Here is a 20,262-nt window from a genome sequence, read left to right on the forward strand (position 1 = left end):
TATAGGCATTAAAAAAGCCCCGCATTTGCGGGGCTTTTTCTTTATCTATCAATCTGTGGAATCCGTTTAAGAAATTAAGCGTTGATTTTACCTCTTAATGCTCTTGGGATATCGATTGTTGCTACTGGGTTAGACATTGGATTTAAGATCTCACATCCCTCCACTTGTAGTTTATTTACTTTAACAGTTTGACCTAAGTCTAAACCAGAAATATCAACTGTTACGAAATCAGGAATGTTTTCTGCTTGACCACGTAAAGTAACTTTACGTAATTTTTGCACCATTTTACCCCCTTTGATAACACCTGGAGAATTTCCAGTTACTTTGATAGGCACAGCAATCTTGATTGCTTTTCCTTTTTGGATTTCCAAGAAGTCTACGTGGTAGATCATCTCGTTTACTGGGTGAAACTGTGCATCTTGTAAGATCGCACGGTATTTTGTACCCTCAATGTTTAATTCAACTTCGTACACATCCGCTGAATATAATAATTCACGGAAAAGGATCATTGGAACAGCAAAGTGAACTTGCTCAGAACCACCGTATAATACACATGGTGCCATCGCTTCGTTACGTAAATCATTTGCGCTCTTCGTACCGAGATTCGCTCTTTTAAACCCTACAATCTCTAATTTTTTCATCTTGTTTTTGTTAATGCTTCTAGTCTTTCGCACATTGGCTATCCCCTAGAAACGGTTGAAATTAATATTTAATAAATAATGAACTGATAGATTCGTGATCACGGATACGACCAATCGCTTTGGCAAAAAGCTCTGCGACTGAAAGTACCTTTATTTTGTCACAAGTTTGTTTCTGAGGAATTGTATCCGTCACCAATAATTCTGTCAAAACAGAATTAGAAATGTTCTCATACGCCTTACCTGATAAAACCGGGTGGGTGACAACCGCCCTTACTGAATTAGCTCCTTTATCCATGATTAATTGAGCCGCTTTGCACAAAGTGCCACCGGTATCAATTAAGTCATCGACAAGAATGACATCTGCTCCTTTTACGTCTCCAATTAACTGCATCGAAGCAATTTCATTAGCACGTTTACGGTGCTTATCGCAAATAACCATCTCCGCATTGAAGAATTTGGCCATGTTACGCGTACGAACAACGCCTCCTACATCGGGTGATGCGAAAAGGATGTTCTCTAAATTTAATGATTTCAAATACGGAACGAAGATCGCATTTCCTTCCAAGTGATCTACAGGGAAGTCCATGAAACCTTGAATTTGACCTGCGTGTAAGTCAATCGTCATTAAACGATCAGCCCCAGCTGCTGTCAATAAATTGCCAATTAATTTCGCTCCAATTCCTACACGTGGGCGATCTTTACGATCTTGACGTGAATAACCGAAATACGGGATGACAGCCGTTACATAGTGAGCTGATGCGCGTCTAGCGGCATCGATCATCAATAACAACTCCATCAAATTATCCGCCGTAGGGAAAGTAGACTGAATGATAAACACATCGCAACCACGAACAGATTCGTCAAAACTAGGTGACATTTCACCGTCTGAGAACTTTAACGTAGTTACAGCGCCCAAATCTTTTCCATAATACTTAGCAATATCCTTTGCTAAATAATTAGATGCAGAACCAGAAAATATTTTAACTGCGTTAATCGCTGCCATGAGATTGTTAGGGCTTATTTTTTATAATAAGGGGCAAAATTAAGCAATTTTGCCCCTATTTCAAATTATTTTACTGAGGCACGGATGATGTTTAAGGCACCACCTGCTTTGAACCATTCGATTTGTTGCTCATTGTACGTGTGGTTCACAGCAAAACTATCTGTGCTACCATCCGCGTGAACTAACTCAATCGTCAATGATTTTTCAGGAGCAAAGCTTCCTAAACCTACAATGTTGATTGAATCGTCCTCTTGGATTTTATCGTAATCAGCTTCGTTTGCGAAAGTCAAAGCTAACATACCTTGTTTCTTCAAGTTAGTTTCGTGAATACGAGCGAATGACTTCACTAAAACGGCACGAACACCTAAGTGACGTGGCTCCATCGCTGCGTGCTCACGAGAAGATCCTTCACCGTAGTTTGTATCTCCTACTACGATGGTTCCTACGCCTGCTGCTTTGTAAGCACGCTGAGTAGCAGGAACAGGACCATATTCACCTGTCAATGCGTTCTTCACGTTGTCCGTCTTCTCATTATAGAAGTTCACCGCTCCAATTAACATGTTGTTAGAGATGTTATCTAAGTGACCACGGTATTTCAACCAAGGACCTGCCATGGAAATGTGATCCGTAGTACATTTACCTTTGGCCTTAATTAACAATTTCAAACCTTTCAAGTCAGAACCTTCCCATGCTGAGAATGGATCTAATAATTGTAAACGATCTGATGTTGCTGAAACCTTTACTTGAACGCCTGAACCATCGGCTGCAGGAGCTTGATAGCCCGCATCTTCCGCAGCGAAACCTAATTTAGGTAATTCGTCTCCCGTAGGTGCGTCTAATTTTACTTGTTCTCCTTTTTCGTTTGTTAAGGTATCCGTTAATGGATTGAACGTTAGGTCACCCGCGATAGCTAAAGCAGTGACCATTTCTGGTGAAGCTACGAAAGCAAACGTATTAGGGTTACCATCTGCACGTTTTGCAAAGTTTCTATTGAAAGAGTGAACGATGGTGTTCTTCTCCCCTTTTTCTGCACCCGGACGAGCCCATTGCCCGATACAAGGTCCACAAGCATTCGAGAATACTGTTGCTCCAATAGAATCAAATGTCGAGATGAAACCATCGCGCTCGATGGTGTAACGAACTAATTCAGAACCTGGTGTAATGGTAAATTGAGCTTTCGTCTTTAACCCTTTTGCCGCTACTTGCTTCGCTAAAGAAGCTGCACGAGCGATATCTTCATAAGAAGAGTTAGTACAAGAACCGATTAAACCTACTTCGATTTTTGTAGGCCAGCCATTTTTCTCAGCCATTTCTTTCATTTTAGAGATAGGCGTTGCTAAATCTGGTGTGAAAGGACCATTCAAATAGGGTTCTAATGTATCTAAATCGATTTCGATTACTTGATCAAAGTATTTCTCCGGGTGAGCATACACTTCTGGATCCGCAGTTAAGTGTTCCTTCACGCCATTTGCTAAAGCGGCTACATCCGCACGACCTGTAGACTCTAAGTAACGTGCCATAGAAGCATCGTAACCAAAAGTAGATGTCGTAGCACCGATCTCAGCACCCATGTTACAAATCGTTCCTTTACCAGTACATGACATAGAAGTCGCGCCTTCGCCGAAATACTCAACGACTGCACCCGTTCCACCTTTTACTGTCAGGATACCTGCCACTTTTAGGATAACATCTTTAGGAGATGTCCAACCATTTAATTTACCTGTTAACTTAACACCAATTAGTTTAGGGAATTTTAATTCCCATGCTAAACCTGCCATGACATCGCAAGCATCTGCTCCACCCACACCGATAGCGATCATTCCTAAACCACCCGCGTTAACCGTGTGTGAATCCGTTCCGATCATCATTCCGCCTGGGAAAGCATAATTTTCTAATACTACTTGGTGAATAATACCTGCACCTGGTTTCCAGAAACCGATACCATATTTGTCTGATACAGACGATAAGAAGTCATAAACCTCTTTATTTTTATCCACTGCTACTTTTAAATCGGTAGTAGAGGCAACTTTTGCTTCAATTAAGTGATCACAATGCACCGTAGATGGTACGGCCACTTGTGGACGACCTGCTTGCATGAATTGTAACAAGGCCATTTGAGCAGTTGCATCTTGCATGGCCACACGGTCTGGTGCAAAATCAACATAAGAAGCTCCTCTTGCATAAGCAGCAGAGGCTGTACCTTCCCATAAATGGCTATAAAGAATTTTTTCAGTTAACGTAAGCGGTTTACCTGTTAACGCACGAGCCGCAGCAATGCGAGCCGGCATGCGATCGTAAACAGCTTTAATCATTTCAATGTCAAAGGCCATGGTAAAAGTGTTTGGTAAAAAATGTTCACAAAATTAATAGATTAGCTTCAATTTTGCCACTATTTTATGAGAACATTTCCTTTGTTAGGGAATTATTAGGAACTTTGTTTTATTGCTTGATTTAACCTATTTATAATAGGACTATTTGAACATTTTAAGATCCACATCGCTTGAACTATTTGAAAATATTGCTTTTGATTGGATGTTTTATTCATTTTTCTCCAAATGAAAGTCAAGCGCAATCCCTCACTCCTGCTTCCATACTAGACAAAGCTTTGAGTTCCTCCGAGGAACATGGGAAGTCCATAGGTTCTTTTAAAATGCGTGTTAAGGTACAAGAAAAGGCACGATTTAATCAGGTTATTGGTATTGCTCGCAAGAGATTAGTTGCTAAAGAGGGCATTCAAATGGGTCAATGGTATGGGAATCAAACTATATCAGAAGTGCAAGTGGGTCATTTGAACCAATTAATCCACGGTATTGAATCTGTTCAGACTTTTCATAAGAAGTATTCGAAGCCTACACTTTTTCTTTGGCCTGATTTTTACCAAGATTATGTGGGAACGTCCTGCGTCTCACCTTTGAGTTATCAAGCGAAATCCTATTACCATTTTAATTTTAAAGGAGACACCTTAGTCGAAGGTAAAGCTTGCTTTCAATTTCAAGTAGAGCCTAAAATACGTCGAGACCGATTATTTAAGGGAACATTGACCTTAGATGAAGCGGGTTGGTTGGTGCGATTTGATGGGACTGTATTTGCAGATGCAATCGATTATTCTTTTGATTTGCAAAATCAAAATTTTCAAGGAAAATGGATTCCTAAAAAGGGGGAAATTAGATTATTGGCAGGATTATTAGGAAGTGATGGGGAGTATATTTGGGAGCAAGAGGCTATAAGTCAGCCTGAGGAATGGCGTTTTAATCCTCAAATATTTGATGAACCTAAAAATCCTAAAGAGACGTTGAATATATCTCCAGTGGCATTTGATGAGACTTTTGCTAATCAGTTTTTGACGAATTTACATGGTTCTTTATTGCGAAAGTGGAAGCAGCGGCCTACCTCTAATTTAGTGATGATTGATTCGGTTTATTATAAAGGGTCAGAAAATAAAGCTGGGTTAGATCCTACGTTTTTTACGGATATCCCTGGAATGAAAAATACAGAGGTACTCATTGATAGCTTTAAAGTTTCTCCATTTCACCCCAAGCAACTTATTTTAAGTAAATCATTCTATTTTGGGGAATTTAAACGGGATTATTATCCGTTTGAAATCTATTATAAATCCCCTGTTTTTGATTCCAATTTTAATACGGTGGAAGGTTTTGTGGTTAATTCAGCCGTAGTCTTCAGAAAGCGCTGGGCGCGTTATCAGCTGTTAGAGGCTGAAGTATTGGGGCGTAGGGCATTTGGTATTAACCGAAATTCAGGACTACTCAGATTACGTTATCGGTCGGATTCATTTGATGCAACTGTTGCAAATGGGGATTATGTGGCCCAGTATAATCCAGAAAATACGATTTCACCGGAGATGAACTCTTTGTCTACTTTGTTATTGAAGAACAACCAAATGAAAATTTACCGGACAAAGTTTACTTCCGTGAACCTGACGAAGCGATTCTCTGCTCGTTTCTTTTTAAAATCATTGGTCGAATATTCCGAGCGTTCTCAGATGGATAATACGACGGATTATTATTGGATTAATTTCTTGAATCGTGATTTTAAACCGAATAACCCGACGAATTCAGAATATACGTTGGAAGGTTTTACAACACATAAATCATTTATTACGCAGATTCAAGTAGGTTTCCGTCCTTTCTTAACTCAAAGTTACCGAGCGAATACGCGTCTGACGGATTGGGGTTCCTCTCCCCTGTTGTTAGCGAAATACCGGGCTGGGTGGAAAGATGTAGGTGGATCCTCTACGGATTTTAATCAAGTAGAGTTGTCTTATCTGCACAATATCGAAGTCAATCCTTGGATAAAAATGGGTTTACTAATCAATGCTGGTACATTTATCGGGAATAAACCCACCTATTTTATTGATTTTAAGCATTATAATGGAACGCTTAATTTAATTCAGGCCGGAGAAATGTTAGCCTCTGAGCGTTTAGTAGGTTATTACCAAAACTTTACCTCGGGCACAAATCAGCGTTTGAATGTCAATCATTATGCAAATTCTACAGCCGGAACTTATGTGGAAGCGCTTAGTTTTTTTCAATTTTCGAATCTTTGGTTAAAGCCTCTATTAGGAATGAAAAAACTCTATGTTAAAGAAGTGTTGATTGCCAATGCTAATTATGTTCAGAATCAAAATCTACTGTATAATGAAGTAGGTTATGGTCTAGATGGAGTGTTCAAGATCTTTCGTTTGGAGGCCATTGCAAATTTCATCAATGGTCAATTTAGTTACATCGGATTTAGAGTAAATATCAATTCAAGAATTCGCATCGGAAATATCCCAGAATAATTTTTTTTAGCTTTTCGGCGAATTTTGCCTCTTTGTTAAATTTAGAGCCCTTATATTTGAGGTCATTTTAAGAATTTCATTTTTTAACCAGCATAATGGCAAAAAATTTAGTCATCGTTGAGTCTCCTGCGAAAGCGAAGACCATAGAAGGATATTTGGGAAAGGATTTCGTGGTGAAGTCTTCTTTTGGTCACGTACGTGATTTGCCTATCAAGGGAGATAAAGCCATTGATGTGGATAATGACTTCGCTCCCACCTATGTGGTGTCTGCGGATAAAACCAAAGTCATTTCTGAGTTAAAAAGTCTAGCGAAATCATCTGAAGAAGTTTGGTTAGCAACGGATGATGACCGCGAAGGAGAAGCGATTTCGTGGCATTTAAAAGAAGCATTAGGATTAAAGGATAACGCGAAACGCATTGTTTTTCGCGAAATTACGAAGCCTGCCATCTTACAAGCCATCACGCAGCCACGTACCATTGATATGGACTTAGTGAATGCGCAACAGGCACGTCGGATAATGGATCGTTTGATTGGATTTGAATTATCTCCGGTGCTTTGGTCTAAAGTACAAAAAGGTTTATCTGCCGGCCGTGTACAATCTGTGGCTGTTCGCTTAATCGTAGAGCGTGAGCGTGAAATCGAAAATCACGAGGCTGTGGCTACCTTTAAAGTAGTCGCTCATTTTGATCTACCAGGTAAGAAAGTATTGAAAGCAGAATTATCGAAGGCTTTTGCCAAAGAAAATGACGCATTAGACTTCTTGAAAAAATGTGTAGGCGCTGCGTTTAGCATTAAAAGCTTAGAAACGAAACCAGCGAAAAAATCTCCAGCACCTCCGTTTACTACCTCTACTTTACAACAAGAGGCCTCGCGTAAACTAGGTTTTGCCGTAGCGACTACGATGTCTGTCGCTCAAAAACTATACGAATCAGGTCGCATTACTTATATGCGTACCGATTCCACCATGTTATCACAAGAAGCGCGCGATAAGGCTAAAGCGGAGATTGAATCAGCTTATGGCGCTAAATTCCACTATAGCCGTCAATTTAAAACAAAATCAGAAAGTGCGCAAGAGGCTCACGAAGCCATCCGTCCAACGGATTTTGCGAACCATAGCATCACAGGTGATGCGCGTGAGAAGCGCTTATATGAGTTAATTTGGAAGCGTGCAATTGCGTCTCAAATGGCAGATGCCTTAATTGAGCGTACGACCGCTTTGATTGATATTTCAACCACTCCTGAGCTTCTATCTGCTCAAGGAGAAGTGATTGCTTTTGAAGGTTTCTTGAAGGCCTATTTAGAAGGGAAAGATGACGAGGACGAGGATGAGAACAAAGATATGTTGCCTCCTTTGAACGTCGGTCAAGTATTAGCATTAGATGAAATGAAGGCGCAAGAGCGTTTCACGAGAGCCGCCCCACGTTATACGGAGGCGAGTTTAGTGAAGGCTTTGGAAGAAAAAGGTATTGGTCGTCCATCGACTTATGCTCCTACTATTTCGACTATCATTAAGCGTGCCTATGTCGTGAAAGAAGATCGTCCAGGTAGAGAACGTGAATTTCAAACTTGGGTTCTTTCGAACAACGAAATTGCTGGTAATAAGGCAACGGAGACGGTGGGTACGGAAAAATCGAAATTATTCCCTACGCACATCGGAACTCTCGTAACGGATTTCTTAGTAGAAAACTTCGAAAACGTAGTCGATTATACGTTTACCGCTGAAATGGAAGATGAATTTGATAACATCGCCAAAGGTAAATTAGAGTGGACTGTCTTAATGAAGAACTTCTACAAGTCTTTCCACCAAACAATTGAAGACTCCAAGTCAATCAACCGTAGCTCTGTGGGTGGTGGACGTGAATTAGGTGTAGATCCGAAAACGGGACGATTAGTTTCAGTTCGTTTAGGGAAATTTGGACCCTTTGTACAGTTAGGTGAGTCATCTGAGGAGGAAAAGCCAGTATTCGCGAATTTAACCAAGACGCAAGCGGTAAGTACGCTGACTTTTGAAGAGGCTTTATTATTATTAGAGCGCCCTAAATTGCCTCGCGAAGTAGGTATTCACAACGATATGCCGGTGATTATTGGTGCAGGTAAATTAGGACCTTACATCAAATTTGATGGGAAGTTTACCAGCTTGCCAGATACGCATGATCCTTTTACGATTGAAATGGATGAAGCTATCGCTGTCATTGCTCAAGCATTGAAAGATGCGGAAGCAGGAGGATTAGGGTATTTTGAGGACTCCTTGATTGAGACGGGTAAAGGACGTTTTGGTCCTTACGTAAAACACAATGGCAAATATTATTCGTTAGCCAAAACGGATAATTTAGCAACAATCGATCAAGCGCGCGCCATCGAACTAATCGAAGCGAAGCGTAAAGTGGAAGCGAATAAGTTTATAAAGGAATTTGCGGAAAATGAAACGGTTAAAGTGGTAAACGGTATGTATGGCCCGTATATTCAAATCGGTAAACGTAACGTAAAAATCCCTAAAGGAACGGAACCAGCAGATTTAACTTTAGAGGAGTGCTTAGCCCTAGGCGATGCGGCTCCAGCACCTAAGAAAGCACGTAAAAAATAAGCATATGAGTCAGATTATTGATGGAAAGATGGTCGCTGAAACGATGAAAGTCGCGATCGGTGAAGAAGTTAAACAAATGGTAGCAGCGGGCCAAAAAGCTCCTCATTTAGTAGCGATCCTAGTGGGTAACAATGGCGCTTCTGAAACCTATGTAGCGAATAAAGTGAAATCTTGTGAGGAATTAGGCTTTGCCTCTACTCTACTACGTTTTGATCCATCCATCTCTGAGGCTGATTTATTAACAGAGGTTCAAAAGGTAAATGATAATCCGGACATGGATGGCTTAATCGTTCAATTACCACTTCCAAAGCACATTAATCCAGATAAAGTGATGGAGACAATTCATCCGTCCAAAGACGTGGATGGTTTCCACCCGATCAATATTGGTCGTATGGCGAAAGGTTTACCAGCTTACATCTCCGCTACTCCACAAGGGGTATTGGATTTATTAGCCTATTATAAGATTGAGACGGCTGGAAAGCATTGTGTGGTAGTAGGTCGCTCTCAAATCGTCGGATTACCGATGTCCATCTTAATGCAGCGTAATCATCCCGTTGGGAATTGCACAGTTACGTTAACGCATTCAAGAACGACTAATTTAGAAGAAATTTGTTCTCAAGGGGATATTGTTATTGCGGCATTGGGTATACCAGAGTTTATTAAGTCTGCTCACATTAAACCAGGTGCCGTTGTTATCGATGTAGGTTTAACACGCGTAGAAGACTCGACAAAGAAATCAGGCTTTGCTTTAAAGGGTGATGTGGATTTCGATGACGTGGCTCCTAAATGTTCCTATATTACGCCTGTACCTAAAGGTGTAGGTCCTATGACCATCGTTTCTTTGATGAAAAACACGCTTCTAGCTGCTAAAGGCGTGATTTATCCGAAAAACTAAGACTGATATAGATAGCGATAAAAGACTCCTAAGGGGAGTTTTTTATCGTATTCATCGTTCAAAAATATCTCTCCTGACTCTGCCTTTTCTGGCACATTGAAAATACCTTTCATTAAGTTTTCGACAACTAAGGTCGAGAAGCCTAAGGAATAGACATTCGTTAAAAGGATGTGTTCTTTCGGATCTAATATCTCCTTCACAGAACGTAACATATCATCGATTTGCTCTTCTAGTACCCATTTTTCTCCTTCAGGACCACGTCCGTAGGCTGGAGGATCTAACAGGATTCCTTGGTAGAAATTACCGCGTCTAGCTTCGCGTTTGACGAATTTAAGTGCATCTTCAGCCATCCAACGGATATTGTCAAGCTTGGAGACTTCCATATTCTCTCTCGCCCAGGATAAAACGGGTTTTACCGAATCCACGTGCGTGACATCGGCCCCTACCTGCTTGCAGGCTAAACTTGCACCGCCTGTATAGGCGAACAAATTGAGTATTTTAGGCTTCGGTGTTTTTAATAAGGGAATGTTTTTTGCCAAAAACTCCCAGTTCGATGCTTGCTCCGGAAATATACCCACGTGTTTAAAAGAGGATAAAGAAATCTTGAAATTTAGATCCAAAGTTTCCGATTGATACGGCATAAACCATTTATCCGGCACGCCTTTCTTTACTTCCCAAACACCACGTTCATTGCTTCCTTTTTCTTTTTTGAAATAGGCATTCGCTTTACTAGCCCAGAATTCTTCAGATAATGATTTCTGCCAAACAGCCTGAGGTTCAGGACGTCTCACCACAAAAGCCCCAAATTGCTCGAGCTTTTCGAACCCACCGGAGTCAATTAATTCGTAATTTTTTCCCCAAAATGCGGGTGTTTCAATGGCAATAGAAGCTGAATTTTTCAAATTTTAGGGGTTCAATGGGATTTTAGCTAGGAAATAAACGGAGCGTCTTCCTTCCTCTGAATTGTTAATGGTTTGGTTGCCTGAAGCAATAAAATTATTGCTATACCAATAATTAAGATCTGATTTTTCTTGACGGCGGATTTTATCGCCTTCATTTTGTGTACTTAATTCCTGTACTTTTTCATCGCCCGATTGACCTTCCGAGCTGATGTATTTAGAGATGATGTTGTTCCCTCTTTGGTAAGATAAAGTCAACATATCTCCATGGAGAGAAGTCTTTATTTTTTGAATCAACTTATCCTCTTTGATATTATTCAAATCGATCGATTGATCCCACAATACGTTACCTTTTTCATCTAATTCAGCAATGACTGCGTGGGTGTAAATCCATCCATCAAATTGCTGAGAATTACTATAAGAATTGTATCCTCTGTATCCCCAAGGGCTATAATAGCTCGAAAATGGCGAATACAATCCGTAATTTCCATAGCCCCAACGGTAGGGATTGTACATCATATTCCAAGGGGAATAAAGTCCACCGCCAAGCATTCCTAAGGTTCCACCAAAAGGAGAATAATTCACGTATTTGTAATCCGGATAAAAGGCTTCCGCAACGACGATGTAATGGTCCCCTTTTTTAATGATTTCATGCATTAATAAGCGATAATCCAATCGAAGCTCCTCTCCTTTTTCTTCTTTCGATTTAATCTTTTTCTCCTGTTTGTTTTTCTGCTTCTCACCTAAGAAATTAAAGAAATTAGAAAACTGGGTAAAGCTTGTGAACTTGGATTCTAGTAGATCTCCATCCAGATAGGAACTGAAATACAAACCCTGAGAACTAGGTCCTTTAGAGGATCCAATAGAGCCTTTGTGGCCATAGGTACCCACCACTACCTGCAAGGAATCGTTTAATTGAGTGGATTTGGCATTCATCTGTGCAAATTCCTCCGTCGGATTCATGCTGATTTGACCTAATTGATTCCCATCTTCATCAAACGATTTCAACAGCAATTGATAGTTCTTCGCTTTTTTGCCTACCGAATACACCACATTGATTTGTTGTTGTGTTGTATCTAAATCCATCGATTGGATTTCCGCTTGACCATTCACAACGGCTGGAAGAATACGGGTTCTTTTCTCGCTCAAATTCGTGAAAAGAATAACAGGCGTATTATTGACAATTCCCCCGATAAATAGGGATTGATTCAATGCCTTGAAGTTTGAAATTTCCATTTTCTCTACGGAGAAGATTTGGAATTTTTCCAATTTGCCATCGCTTGGATTGACACGAACAATGTAATAATTATTGCTTTTAAATCGACTGAATAATAAATAGAGGCGATTTCCGTCGTAACAATGCGTCACATAATCTAGGTTTCCATCTATGCTTCCTTGGTTTGTCCAAACCTGCTCTAAATTCGTATTGAATTTTCTGATATTGAATTCCGCTTTACCTATGTGATTTAATACAATCACCCCTTTTTCTCCTAATGGAATGGAAAAAGTTTCCAGTTGACTTGAACCTGCTGGGATTTCAATTCGCTTCAATTCTTGAGCGTAAACAGCAATGCTACAGAGGGTTAATGCAAAGAGTAGGCGGATCGATTTCATCTTTTATTCAGCTAGGCTTAAAATAATATCGAATTCTGCTTTTGCGACGGGCGTTACGGATAAACGAGATTGTTTGATGAGTGCTAGACCGGATAAGCGATCGTCAGCTTTCATCGTTTTCAACGTCACGGTTTTAGCGAATTTTTTAATAGGAATTAATTCTACTACGACCCAGCGCGGATCTTCCGTGGTGGGGTCAGGAAAATGTTCCTTTTGTACTTCGGCTAAACCCACGACCTCCATACCTTCGTTTGAATGGTAAAAAAAGACCCAATCGCCTTTTTTCATCGCCATCATATTATTCCGGGCTTGGTAATTTCGCACCCCATCCCAAACAGATTTCCCCTCCTTAACGAAATCATCCCAAGAATATTTGAACGGTTCTGATTTAACTAACCAATAATTCATATTTAGGGGAATTTAGGGAATTTAGAGAAGTCTGGTTTACGCTTTTCGAGGAAGGCATTCTTACCTTCTTTGGCCTCGTCAGATAAATAATACAAGAGTGTCGCGTTACCGGCTAATTCTTGAATACCCGCCTGTCCGTCTAATTCCGCGTTGAACGCAGATTTCAACATGCGAAGCGCTAAAGGACTTTTTTCCAAAATCTTCTCACACCACTCTACCGTCGTTTTTTCCAAGTCTTCTAAAGGAACTACTTTATTCACTAATCCCATTTGAAGCGCGTCTGACGCGTCATATTGGTCACATAGTAACCAGATTTCTCTTGCTTTCTTTTGACCTACCACGCGTGCTAAATAGGAAGCACCAAAACCTCCATCAAAAGAGCCTACATTCGGACCAGTTTGTCCAAAACGGGCGTTTTCTGCCGCTATAGATAAATCACAAATGACGTGTAACACGTGACCTCCACCAATGGCCCATCCTGCTACCATTGCCACGACAGGCTTCGGGATGGTTCGGATTTGACGTTGAAGATCTAATACATTTAATCGTGGTACAGCATCTTTTCCTACATATCCGCCATCTCCGCGAACACTTTGGTCTCCTCCAGAACAGAAAGCTTTTCCACCCTCTCCTGTTAAAATAATCACACCTATTCTGGTGTCTTGACGGGCTAGTTCCATAGCCTCCGACATTTCTTGCACGGTTAATGGCGTGAACGCGTTGTGTTTATGAGGTCTATTGATCGAGATTTTCGCAATTCCATTGTAGAATTGAAATAAGATATCCTCGTAAGTTTTGATGGTTTCCCAAGGGAAAGATGAAATCATAAATGTATCAGTTTGATTCGTTATATTCTACCTCCCACGTGTGGTCGGCTAATAAAGTTACTTTGGCTAAAAAACGGCTGTATTTGAACGAGCGACCCCATTCTTCTGGTGCTACTAGCGAAAGTAAGTCTGCTCCGTTTTCCTTTTCGTATAAATAATACGTCTCACTAATGATGGGTTCGAAGCCCATAGCTGCATCATAAATGCGCTCTGATATTTCTTTGCGGTCTGCTAATAATTTCGCTTGGCGCGCCAAAACCTCCATTTGTTCGTACAGTTGGTTCATTTGGCGATCCGTTTGCTGGCGCATGGCTAGCATGGAACGGCCTTTTACTTTACCCATATCATCCGGTTTGATGACTGCTCCGCCTGCCGTATGGGCATAAGGAAGTAAACCAGGATTTTCGGCTACTTTATCAGGATTAATAGGATTGAAAAAAGCTTCTTCTGACATAAATGGGGCTTAGTAAAGGGTACACCTTTAATAACCTACGAAATTAGAGAATGTTTGGTTAATTTTGGAAAGAATTTCTAATTATATGCGTCATCTAGCTTCCCTTTTCTTGGATTTCCCTGAGGCTGAATCGGATTTTGAACAGCAGGTCTTTGTCTTTTGTCAGGCATGGCGAGCTGGTCAGCCGGAATTTACCTTTCATACCTCGGGATCTACAGGAGAACCTAAGCCCATTGTGATCTCTAGGGAGCGATTATATGTTTCAGCTAAGATGACTGGAGATTGGTTGAAACTCGAGAAAGGCGATTCTGCTTTATTGTCCCTGCCTCCTACCTATATTGCTGGTGCGATGGTTTTAGTGCGGGCTTTGGTAAACGATTTAGCATTGATATTAGTTGAACCTTGCCAAAATCCTTTAAGCCAAATCCCTCCCCAAGACATTCATTTAGCCTCTTTTGTTCCTACGCAGTGGGCGACTATTCTTGATTCCGACATTCAACTCCTCCATTATTTTGAACAGTCAAAAGGTATTCTCTTGGGTGGCGCCTCTGTGCCTGAGAGCCTGCGGATTGACTATGGTTTTCCAGTTTTCGAAACCTATGGCATGACTGAAACAGTTTCGCATGTTGCCTATCGAACTTGGAATCAGTCCTATTATCAAACGTTGCCAGGTGTTCAAATAGGTCAGAATGACGAAGACTGTTTATTAATCTGTGCTCCGGTCACGGATAACAAGTGGATCGAGACACGTGATAAGGTTGAATTGGTGGCTGCGGGTCAATTTGTCTTAAATGGACGTTTAGATCGAGTGATTAATTCAGGGGGCATCAAGTTGCAGCCTGAAAAAATAGAAGCATTTTATCGATCGATTACCTCCTTGCCCCTCTTTGTTGCAGGAATTCCAGATGCATTCTGGGGTCAAAAATTAGTTTTGTTTTTGGAATCTTCATCACCCGTTTCAATTAATCTAGAAACAGAGCTATTAAGCTCAGCAGAGATTCCCAAAGAAATCATTTGTCATCCTGCTTTTATAAAAACCGCTAGTGCTAAAATTGATACGGCGAAAACCGTAGCTTTGTATCTTAATTCCCTTTAGATGAATCCGAATAAATTATCCCGCAGCTTTAAACTATTCTATGAGTCGCCCATCAATGTGCCGGCCCCTTATCATTTAGAAGCTGTATTTACTTTTAACCAATTTGATACAGATAAGCCTACAATAGCTATTGAAATTCAATATATTGATCGTTCCGATTTTTCTCGCGAAGAGTTAATTGCGGATGGTTTAGTACCGGATGATAGCTGGACATATGAGGGTGAATTGCCTTTGGTTTGGCGGGATCGTTTAGGAGCCGCTTTTCAAGAATATGTCACTGGATCATGTTCACCTAAAGATCAGGAGCCTTTTATTACGTTAGAGGCGAATGACACAACGCCTAATGTGCCTTTGTATTTAGAGTCACAAGAATCCTTGATTCAAGAATTCATGCAAGCGATGTTCGAAATAGATGGTCGCGAATTACCCCTTTATTTAGGTTTTCAATTCAAAGATCGTGCGGGTAATTGGCGCAAAATTGAAGGAGAGATGTCATTTGCTTCCTTGAGTTTTACCTATCTAGAAAGCGAGGAAGGTCAAAAAGTGTTTTCTAATTGGGAGGAATTACAAGATTTAATGAACCACGTTTTTATCGCTGAATTTTCTGCAGATAAAGCAAACCAGAATTGTAAATCGGCTAGTTTAGCTGTTTATCCAGGGGATGGTTTGTGGTACGTGGCGGGGCATTCGCTTCGTAAACCAAGTGGGAACAATTACTATTTTGACGAGTTAGAAGAAAAATTACAATTCATTTTTTAACTATGGAAAATCAAATTCTAGACGTTCTTGACTTACAGAAATCGGCCTTATTGCGATTGTCTACTTCTACTGCTGCGGAGCGGATTGAGAAATTACGTAAAATCGAAAGTTACTTAATGCAGCACAAAGACGATTTATGTGATGCCTTGTTTGCTGATTTCAAGAAGCCAGCCTCTGAAGTTGTCATTGCGGAGATGTTAGGTGTTAAGCGAGAAATCAACCACACCGTCAAGCATTTGAAGTCTTGGATGAAACCTCAGTCTGTTTCTACTCCACTCATGTTATTAGGTACTAAAGGATTAGTGCAATACGAAGCTAAAGGGCTTTGTTTGATTATCTCTCCTTGGAATTATCCCTTTAATCTATCGATTTGCCCGTTAGTGCATGCCATTGCAGCGGGTAATTCGGTCATTTTAAAGCCATCTGAATTAAGCCCTGCTACTGCAGCTTTTATCCAGAAGATGATTTCGTCTTTGTTTGATAAAAGTGAAGTGGCGGTTTTTGAAGGAGACGCAACTGTCTCTACGTTTTTATTAGAGCAAAAATTTGATCACATATTCTTTACAGGAAGTCCCGCTATTGGTAAAGTAGTTATGGCTGCAGCGGCGAAACATTTGACCTCTGTTACACTTGAATTAGGTGGTAAATCTCCGGCGATTGTGGGCCCAGAAGTGAATGTGGAAGAAGCGGCAGCTAAAATTGCTTGGGGGAAGTTTTTGAATAATGGTCAAACCTGTATCGCCCCAGATTACCTCTATTTGCACGAGAAGAATTACTTCTCTTTTTTGAAAGCGTTAGAAGCAACTGTTGAGTCATTTTATGGTAATAATGTGGCCAAAAGTAAAGATTATGCTCGTATTGTGAATCGTCGTCATTTTGATAGGATCGTTTCACTATTGGAAGATGCAAAAGAAAAAGGTGCGCAAGTATTATTTGGTGGAAAGACGGATGCGGAGGATTGCTTTATCGAACCTACTGTTTTGGTGAATTGCACGCCTGACATGCGCATCTTGCAGGAGGAGATTTTTGGCCCTATCCTACCGGTGATGTCTTATCAAAATGAGGTTCAAATAACAGAGAATATTCGCCAAGGCGACAAGCCACTGGCGTTGTACGTGTTTTCGACAGATACCGTATTTAATCAGTATATTTTGGATCATACGAGTTCAGGAACTTCGGTGGTGAATGATTGTTTGATTCAATTTGGTCATAATGAATTGCCTTTCGGTGGGGTGAATCATTCGGGTATCGGAAAATCGGGTGGTCATTATGGATTCGTTGAATTTTCTAATCAAAAATCTGTTGTTATTCAACGAACTAATTTATTAAAGAATTTTTATCCTCCTTATGGTGCAAAAGTGCGTTGGATGATTGATTTTGTGTTAAAATGGTTATAAGGTTATTCGTTCTAGGGTGTATGTTTTTGTGGTCTTGCCAAAGTTCATCCGATTCCAAAGGAGAGAATATACCTGATCAGCAGACAATCTTGACGGGGCAGCAAGCGGCAAAAAACGTTCAATTTTTGACACTTCAACTAGAAGATCAACCTAGTGCGAATCTTTATTTTTTGCGGGCAAGAAATTATGAAACGCTGCATGCTTATGGTTTGGCAGATCAAGATATAGAGAAAGCTCTACGTGATAACCCCGGAGTGCCCGCTTATTTAGCGCTTTCTTCAGTCATCAAACAGAAAGTAGAGGATTATGCCACTTCTATAGACAGAGCTAAGTTAGTCGAAGCAACAGCGTTTAACTCTGAGCAAAATGAATTGCTCTTAGCCCAGAATTACTTTGCTACCAATCAATTTAATTTAGGTCGCAAATACCTAAAGAAGATTGATGCCACTTTACTTTCGAAAACAGATCATACGCTACTAAAATCAGTGAAAGATTATGCCGTTTCGGATTCTGTTCGCTTGTTTGAGCTAATGGATAATAAACCTACAGATGAGTCTCCGCTTGTTTACATCTATTATGAATACGGCTTGGAGTCTCTGTCTAACCTGCGTTACCAGAAAGAGTTATTGGCTAGTCTTAAAAAATACCCAATGGATCCTCTTTTTATGCGCTTTTGGGCACGTTTTTTGGTTAAAATGAAGAAATACGAGCAGGCGTCTTCCGTATACAAGCAGATTTTAAAAGTGTTTCCAAGAACGAAGTCTTTGGCGGCTGAATTAGTTTATATGGACTTAGCTAGGCAAGGTAAATTGCCTGAGAAACGCACAGAATCATCATCTGATTCTTTATCGAGTAAAAAAGATACCTTAGTTCAAAATTAAAGAGGGGCATTGGGTTACATTGCGCCTTAATTTGTACCTTTGCACAAATTTTTTAGCATGATCAAAATTACATTTCCTGATGGGCAAGTCAGAGAATTTGAAAAAGGAATCACCCCATTTCAAGTTGCCTTGTCTATTTCTGAGGGTTTAGCACGGAACGTGTTAGCAGCAAATTTAAATGGTGAAGTAGTGGATTCTTCCACTCCTATAGAGGCGGACGCTGCGCTACAATTATTAACCTGGAATGATGCTGACGGGAAAAAGACCTTTTGGCATTCCTCAGCTCACCTATTAGCGGAAGCGATTGAAGCCCTATATCCAGGTACTAAATTTGGTATTGGACCCGCTATTGAAAATGGGTTTTATTATGATATTGACTTAGGAGAGCAAGAATTTGGTTCAGATCAATTCAAAGCGATCGAAGATAAAATGCTCGAATTAGCACGTACGAAGAATGAATATGTTCGTACGTCTGTTTCCAAAGCTGATGCTATCTCTTATTTTAAAGAGAAAGGAGATGAATACAAATTAGAACTGATTGATGGTTTAGCCGATGGCTCCATTACCTTCTATAATCAAGGTAACTTCACGGATTTATGCCGTGGACCACACATCCCTAATACAGGTTTTATTAAATCTGTTAAATTACTATCTGTTGCTGGGGCTTATTGGCGGGGTGATGAAAAGCGTAAGCAATTAACCCGTATTTATGCGATTACCTTTCCGAAAGCCAAAGAATTAGAAGAGTATTTAACTCTATTAGAAGAGGCAAAACGCCGAGACCACCGTAAACTCGGTAAGGAAATGGAGTTGTTTGCGTTCTCTGAAAAAGTGGGGATGGGTCTCCCCTTGTGGTTACCTAAAGGCACATTATTGCGGGAGCGTTTAGAAAATTTCTTACGTCGTGCACAAGTAAGAGCGGGATATTCACCTGTAATCACTCCACACATTGCGAGCAAAGAATTATATGTGACTTCTGGTCACTATGCGAAATACGGAAAGGATTCTTTCCAACCCATTCGTACGCCAGATGAAAATGAGGAATTCTTCTTAAAACCAATGAATTGCCCTCACCACTGCGAAATTTACAAGACAAAGCCTCGTTCTTACAAGGATTTACCTTTGCGTTTAGCGGAGTTTGGTACGGTATATCGGTATGAGCAAAGTGGTGAATTGCACGGTTTAACGCGTGTGAGAGGCTTTACTCAAGATGATGCGCACATTTTCTGTCGTCCAGATCAAGTAGAGGACGAGTTTATGAAAGTGATTGACTTGGTTTTATATGTGTTCAAAGCCTTAGGTTTTGATTCCTATTCAGCTCAAGTTTCTTTGCGTGATAAAGAGAATAGAGAAAAGTACATCGGTAACGATGAAGATTGGGATCGCGCGGAGTCAGCGATCATTCGTTCTGCAGAAGCCAAAGGTTTACCTACCGTGATAGAATACGGCGAAGCGGCTTTCTATGGCCCTAAGCTTGACTTTATGGTGAAAGATGCCTTGGGACGTAAGTGGCAGTTAGGTACCATTCAGGTAGATTATCAATTACCACAACGGTTTGAATTAGAATATACGGGTTCAGATAATTTGAAACACCGTCCGGTAATGATTCACCGCGCGCCATTTGGTTCATTAGAGCGTTTCGTGGCTATTTTAATTGAGAATACCGCAGGTAATTTCCCATTATGGTTATCACCTGATCAAATCGCTGTTCTTCCTATTTCTGAGAAATACGAAGATTATGCAAATGAATTATACCTACGCTTACAAGAGAAAGATTTACGGGGGTATGTAGATCACCGTAATGAAAAGATGGGGCGTAAAATTCGCGATGCAGAAATCGCTAAGGTTCCTTTTATGATTGTTGTAGGTGAAAAAGAGCAAGCGGAGGGTATCGTTAGTGTTCGTAAGAAAGGAGACGGAGATGTAGGGTCTATGACTTTGGATGCATTCATTGCGATGGCGCAAGAAGAAATCCAGTCTTTAACGTATGAAAAATAGGACCTTA

16 protein-coding genes are annotated in these 20,262 nt (G+C 40.5%); 8 read left to right on the plus strand and 8 right to left on the minus strand.

Annotated features, from left to right (window positions below; all coding sequences use genetic code 11):
* Nucleotides 1-74 precede the first annotated feature (74 nt).
* The 3 genes from SKC37_RS03340 to SKC37_RS03350 all read right to left on the minus strand — a co-directional run bounded on the left by SKC37_RS03340 (nucleotide 75) and on the right by SKC37_RS03350 (nucleotide 3,974).
* Nucleotides 75-641, minus strand: coding sequence for a 50S ribosomal protein L25/general stress protein Ctc (locus SKC37_RS03340; RefSeq protein ID WP_130896625.1), 567 nt, complete (start codon nucleotides 639-641; stop codon nucleotides 75-77).
* 61 nt (nucleotides 642-702) lie between these two features.
* Complete coding sequence (locus SKC37_RS03345) at nucleotides 703-1,644, minus strand: ribose-phosphate pyrophosphokinase (RefSeq protein ID WP_377980101.1); 942 nt, start codon at nucleotides 1,642-1,644, stop codon at nucleotides 703-705.
* A 65-nt stretch (nucleotides 1,645-1,709) separates the two neighbouring features.
* On the minus strand, nucleotides 1,710-3,974 hold the full coding sequence (locus tag SKC37_RS03350; protein ID WP_377980102.1) for an aconitate hydratase: 2,265 nt from the start codon (nucleotides 3,972-3,974) through the stop codon (nucleotides 1,710-1,712).
* Nucleotides 3,975-4,168: 194 nt separating this feature from the next.
* Here SKC37_RS03350 and SKC37_RS03355 point away from each other — a divergent pair, with 194 nt between their 5' ends.
* From SKC37_RS03355 to SKC37_RS03365, 3 genes are all read left to right on the plus strand, one after another.
* Nucleotides 4,169-6,442 (plus strand): DUF5686 family protein, encoded by a 2,274-nt coding sequence (locus tag SKC37_RS03355; protein WP_377980503.1) that lies wholly within the window; start codon nucleotides 4,169-4,171, stop codon nucleotides 6,440-6,442.
* 95 nt (nucleotides 6,443-6,537) lie between these two features.
* A complete protein-coding gene (topA, locus tag SKC37_RS03360; RefSeq protein WP_377980103.1) occupies nucleotides 6,538-9,027 on the plus strand; it encodes a type I DNA topoisomerase in 2,490 nt (829 codons plus the stop codon).
* A 4-nt stretch (nucleotides 9,028-9,031) separates the two neighbouring features.
* Complete coding sequence (locus tag SKC37_RS03365; RefSeq protein ID WP_377980104.1) at nucleotides 9,032-9,922, plus strand: bifunctional 5,10-methylenetetrahydrofolate dehydrogenase/5,10-methenyltetrahydrofolate cyclohydrolase; 891 nt, start codon at nucleotides 9,032-9,034, stop codon at nucleotides 9,920-9,922.
* Here the strand turns inward: SKC37_RS03365 and SKC37_RS03370 are convergent.
* The 5 genes from SKC37_RS03370 to SKC37_RS03390 are packed head-to-tail and all read right to left on the minus strand — an operon-like array spanning nucleotide 9,919 to nucleotide 14,124.
* On the minus strand, nucleotides 9,919-10,824 hold the full coding sequence (locus SKC37_RS03370; RefSeq protein WP_377980105.1) for a class I SAM-dependent methyltransferase: 906 nt from the start codon (nucleotides 10,822-10,824) through the stop codon (nucleotides 9,919-9,921). The two genes, SKC37_RS03365 and SKC37_RS03370, sit on opposite strands and share 4 nt — an antisense overlap.
* Before the next feature lie 3 nt (nucleotides 10,825-10,827).
* The gene (locus SKC37_RS03375) at nucleotides 10,828-12,435 is read right to left on the minus strand and encodes a hypothetical protein (protein ID WP_377980106.1); all 1,608 of its coding nucleotides are present in this window, start codon (nucleotides 12,433-12,435) and stop codon (nucleotides 10,828-10,830) included.
* Between the two features lie 3 nt (nucleotides 12,436-12,438).
* On the minus strand, nucleotides 12,439-12,843 hold the full coding sequence (locus SKC37_RS03380; RefSeq protein ID WP_377978047.1) for an EVE domain-containing protein: 405 nt from the start codon (nucleotides 12,841-12,843) through the stop codon (nucleotides 12,439-12,441).
* Between the two features lie 2 nt (nucleotides 12,844-12,845).
* Entirely contained in the window at nucleotides 12,846-13,670 is an 825-nt protein-coding gene (gene menB / locus SKC37_RS03385) for a 1,4-dihydroxy-2-naphthoyl-CoA synthase (protein WP_377980107.1), read from the minus strand.
* A 7-nt stretch (nucleotides 13,671-13,677) separates the two neighbouring features.
* Nucleotides 13,678-14,124, minus strand: coding sequence for a DUF2452 domain-containing protein (locus SKC37_RS03390; protein ID WP_223130595.1), 447 nt, complete (start codon nucleotides 14,122-14,124; stop codon nucleotides 13,678-13,680).
* Between the two features lie 85 nt (nucleotides 14,125-14,209).
* Between SKC37_RS03390 and SKC37_RS03395 the strand changes: the two genes are divergently transcribed.
* From SKC37_RS03395 to thrS, 5 genes are read left to right on the plus strand one after another with little or no spacing between them, the layout of a single operon-like run.
* On the plus strand, nucleotides 14,210-15,220 hold the full coding sequence (locus SKC37_RS03395) for an AMP-binding protein (protein WP_377980108.1): 1,011 nt from the start codon (nucleotides 14,210-14,212) through the stop codon (nucleotides 15,218-15,220).
* Nucleotides 15,221-15,979 (plus strand): hypothetical protein, encoded by a 759-nt coding sequence (locus tag SKC37_RS03400; protein ID WP_377980109.1) that lies wholly within the window; start codon nucleotides 15,221-15,223, stop codon nucleotides 15,977-15,979.
* Between the two features lie 2 nt (nucleotides 15,980-15,981).
* Entirely contained in the window at nucleotides 15,982-17,376 is a 1,395-nt protein-coding gene (locus SKC37_RS03405) for an aldehyde dehydrogenase family protein (protein WP_377980110.1), read from the plus strand.
* 20 nt (nucleotides 17,377-17,396) lie between these two features.
* Complete coding sequence (locus SKC37_RS03410; protein WP_377980111.1) at nucleotides 17,397-18,257, plus strand: hypothetical protein; 861 nt, start codon at nucleotides 17,397-17,399, stop codon at nucleotides 18,255-18,257.
* Nucleotides 18,258-18,314: 57 nt separating this feature from the next.
* On the plus strand, nucleotides 18,315-20,255 hold the full coding sequence (gene thrS / locus SKC37_RS03415) for a threonine--tRNA ligase (protein ID WP_377980112.1): 1,941 nt from the start codon (nucleotides 18,315-18,317) through the stop codon (nucleotides 20,253-20,255).
* Nucleotides 20,256-20,262: the final 7 nt, after the last annotated feature.

This window comes from Aquirufa esocilacus (assembly GCF_042715595.1).
GTDB lineage: Bacteria > Bacteroidota > Bacteroidia > Cytophagales > Spirosomataceae > Aquirufa > Aquirufa esocilacus.

Excerpts from the sequence above, each read along its gene's own strand:
- SKC37_RS03395 (WP_377980108.1), top strand. The coding sequence starts at position 14,210 with ATGCGTCATCTAGCTTCCCTTTTCTTGGATTTCCCTGAGGCTGAATCG.
- SKC37_RS03345 (WP_377980101.1), bottom strand. The coding sequence starts at position 1,644 with ATGGCAGCGATTAACGCAGTTAAAATATTTTCTGGTTCTGCATCTAAT.
- SKC37_RS03400 (WP_377980109.1), top strand. The coding sequence starts at position 15,221 with ATGAATCCGAATAAATTATCCCGCAGCTTTAAACTATTCTATGAGTCG.
- SKC37_RS03380 (WP_377978047.1), bottom strand. The coding sequence starts at position 12,843 with ATGAATTATTGGTTAGTTAAATCAGAACCGTTCAAATATTCTTGGGAT.
- SKC37_RS03405 (WP_377980110.1), top strand. The coding sequence starts at position 15,982 with ATGGAAAATCAAATTCTAGACGTTCTTGACTTACAGAAATCGGCCTTA.
- SKC37_RS03365 (WP_377980104.1), top strand. The coding sequence starts at position 9,032 with ATGAGTCAGATTATTGATGGAAAGATGGTCGCTGAAACGATGAAAGTC.
- SKC37_RS03375 (WP_377980106.1), bottom strand. The coding sequence starts at position 12,435 with ATGAAATCGATCCGCCTACTCTTTGCATTAACCCTCTGTAGCATTGCT.
- SKC37_RS03390 (WP_223130595.1), bottom strand. The coding sequence starts at position 14,124 with ATGTCAGAAGAAGCTTTTTTCAATCCTATTAATCCTGATAAAGTAGCC.
- SKC37_RS03340 (WP_130896625.1), bottom strand. The coding sequence starts at position 641 with ATGAAAAAATTAGAGATTGTAGGGTTTAAAAGAGCGAATCTCGGTACG.
- SKC37_RS03350 (WP_377980102.1), bottom strand. The coding sequence starts at position 3,974 with ATGGCCTTTGACATTGAAATGATTAAAGCTGTTTACGATCGCATGCCG.
- thrS (WP_377980112.1), top strand. The coding sequence starts at position 18,315 with ATGATCAAAATTACATTTCCTGATGGGCAAGTCAGAGAATTTGAAAAA.
- SKC37_RS03410 (WP_377980111.1), top strand. The coding sequence starts at position 17,397 with ATGTTTTTGTGGTCTTGCCAAAGTTCATCCGATTCCAAAGGAGAGAAT.
- topA (WP_377980103.1), top strand. The coding sequence starts at position 6,538 with ATGGCAAAAAATTTAGTCATCGTTGAGTCTCCTGCGAAAGCGAAGACC.
- menB (WP_377980107.1), bottom strand. The coding sequence starts at position 13,670 with ATGATTTCATCTTTCCCTTGGGAAACCATCAAAACTTACGAGGATATC.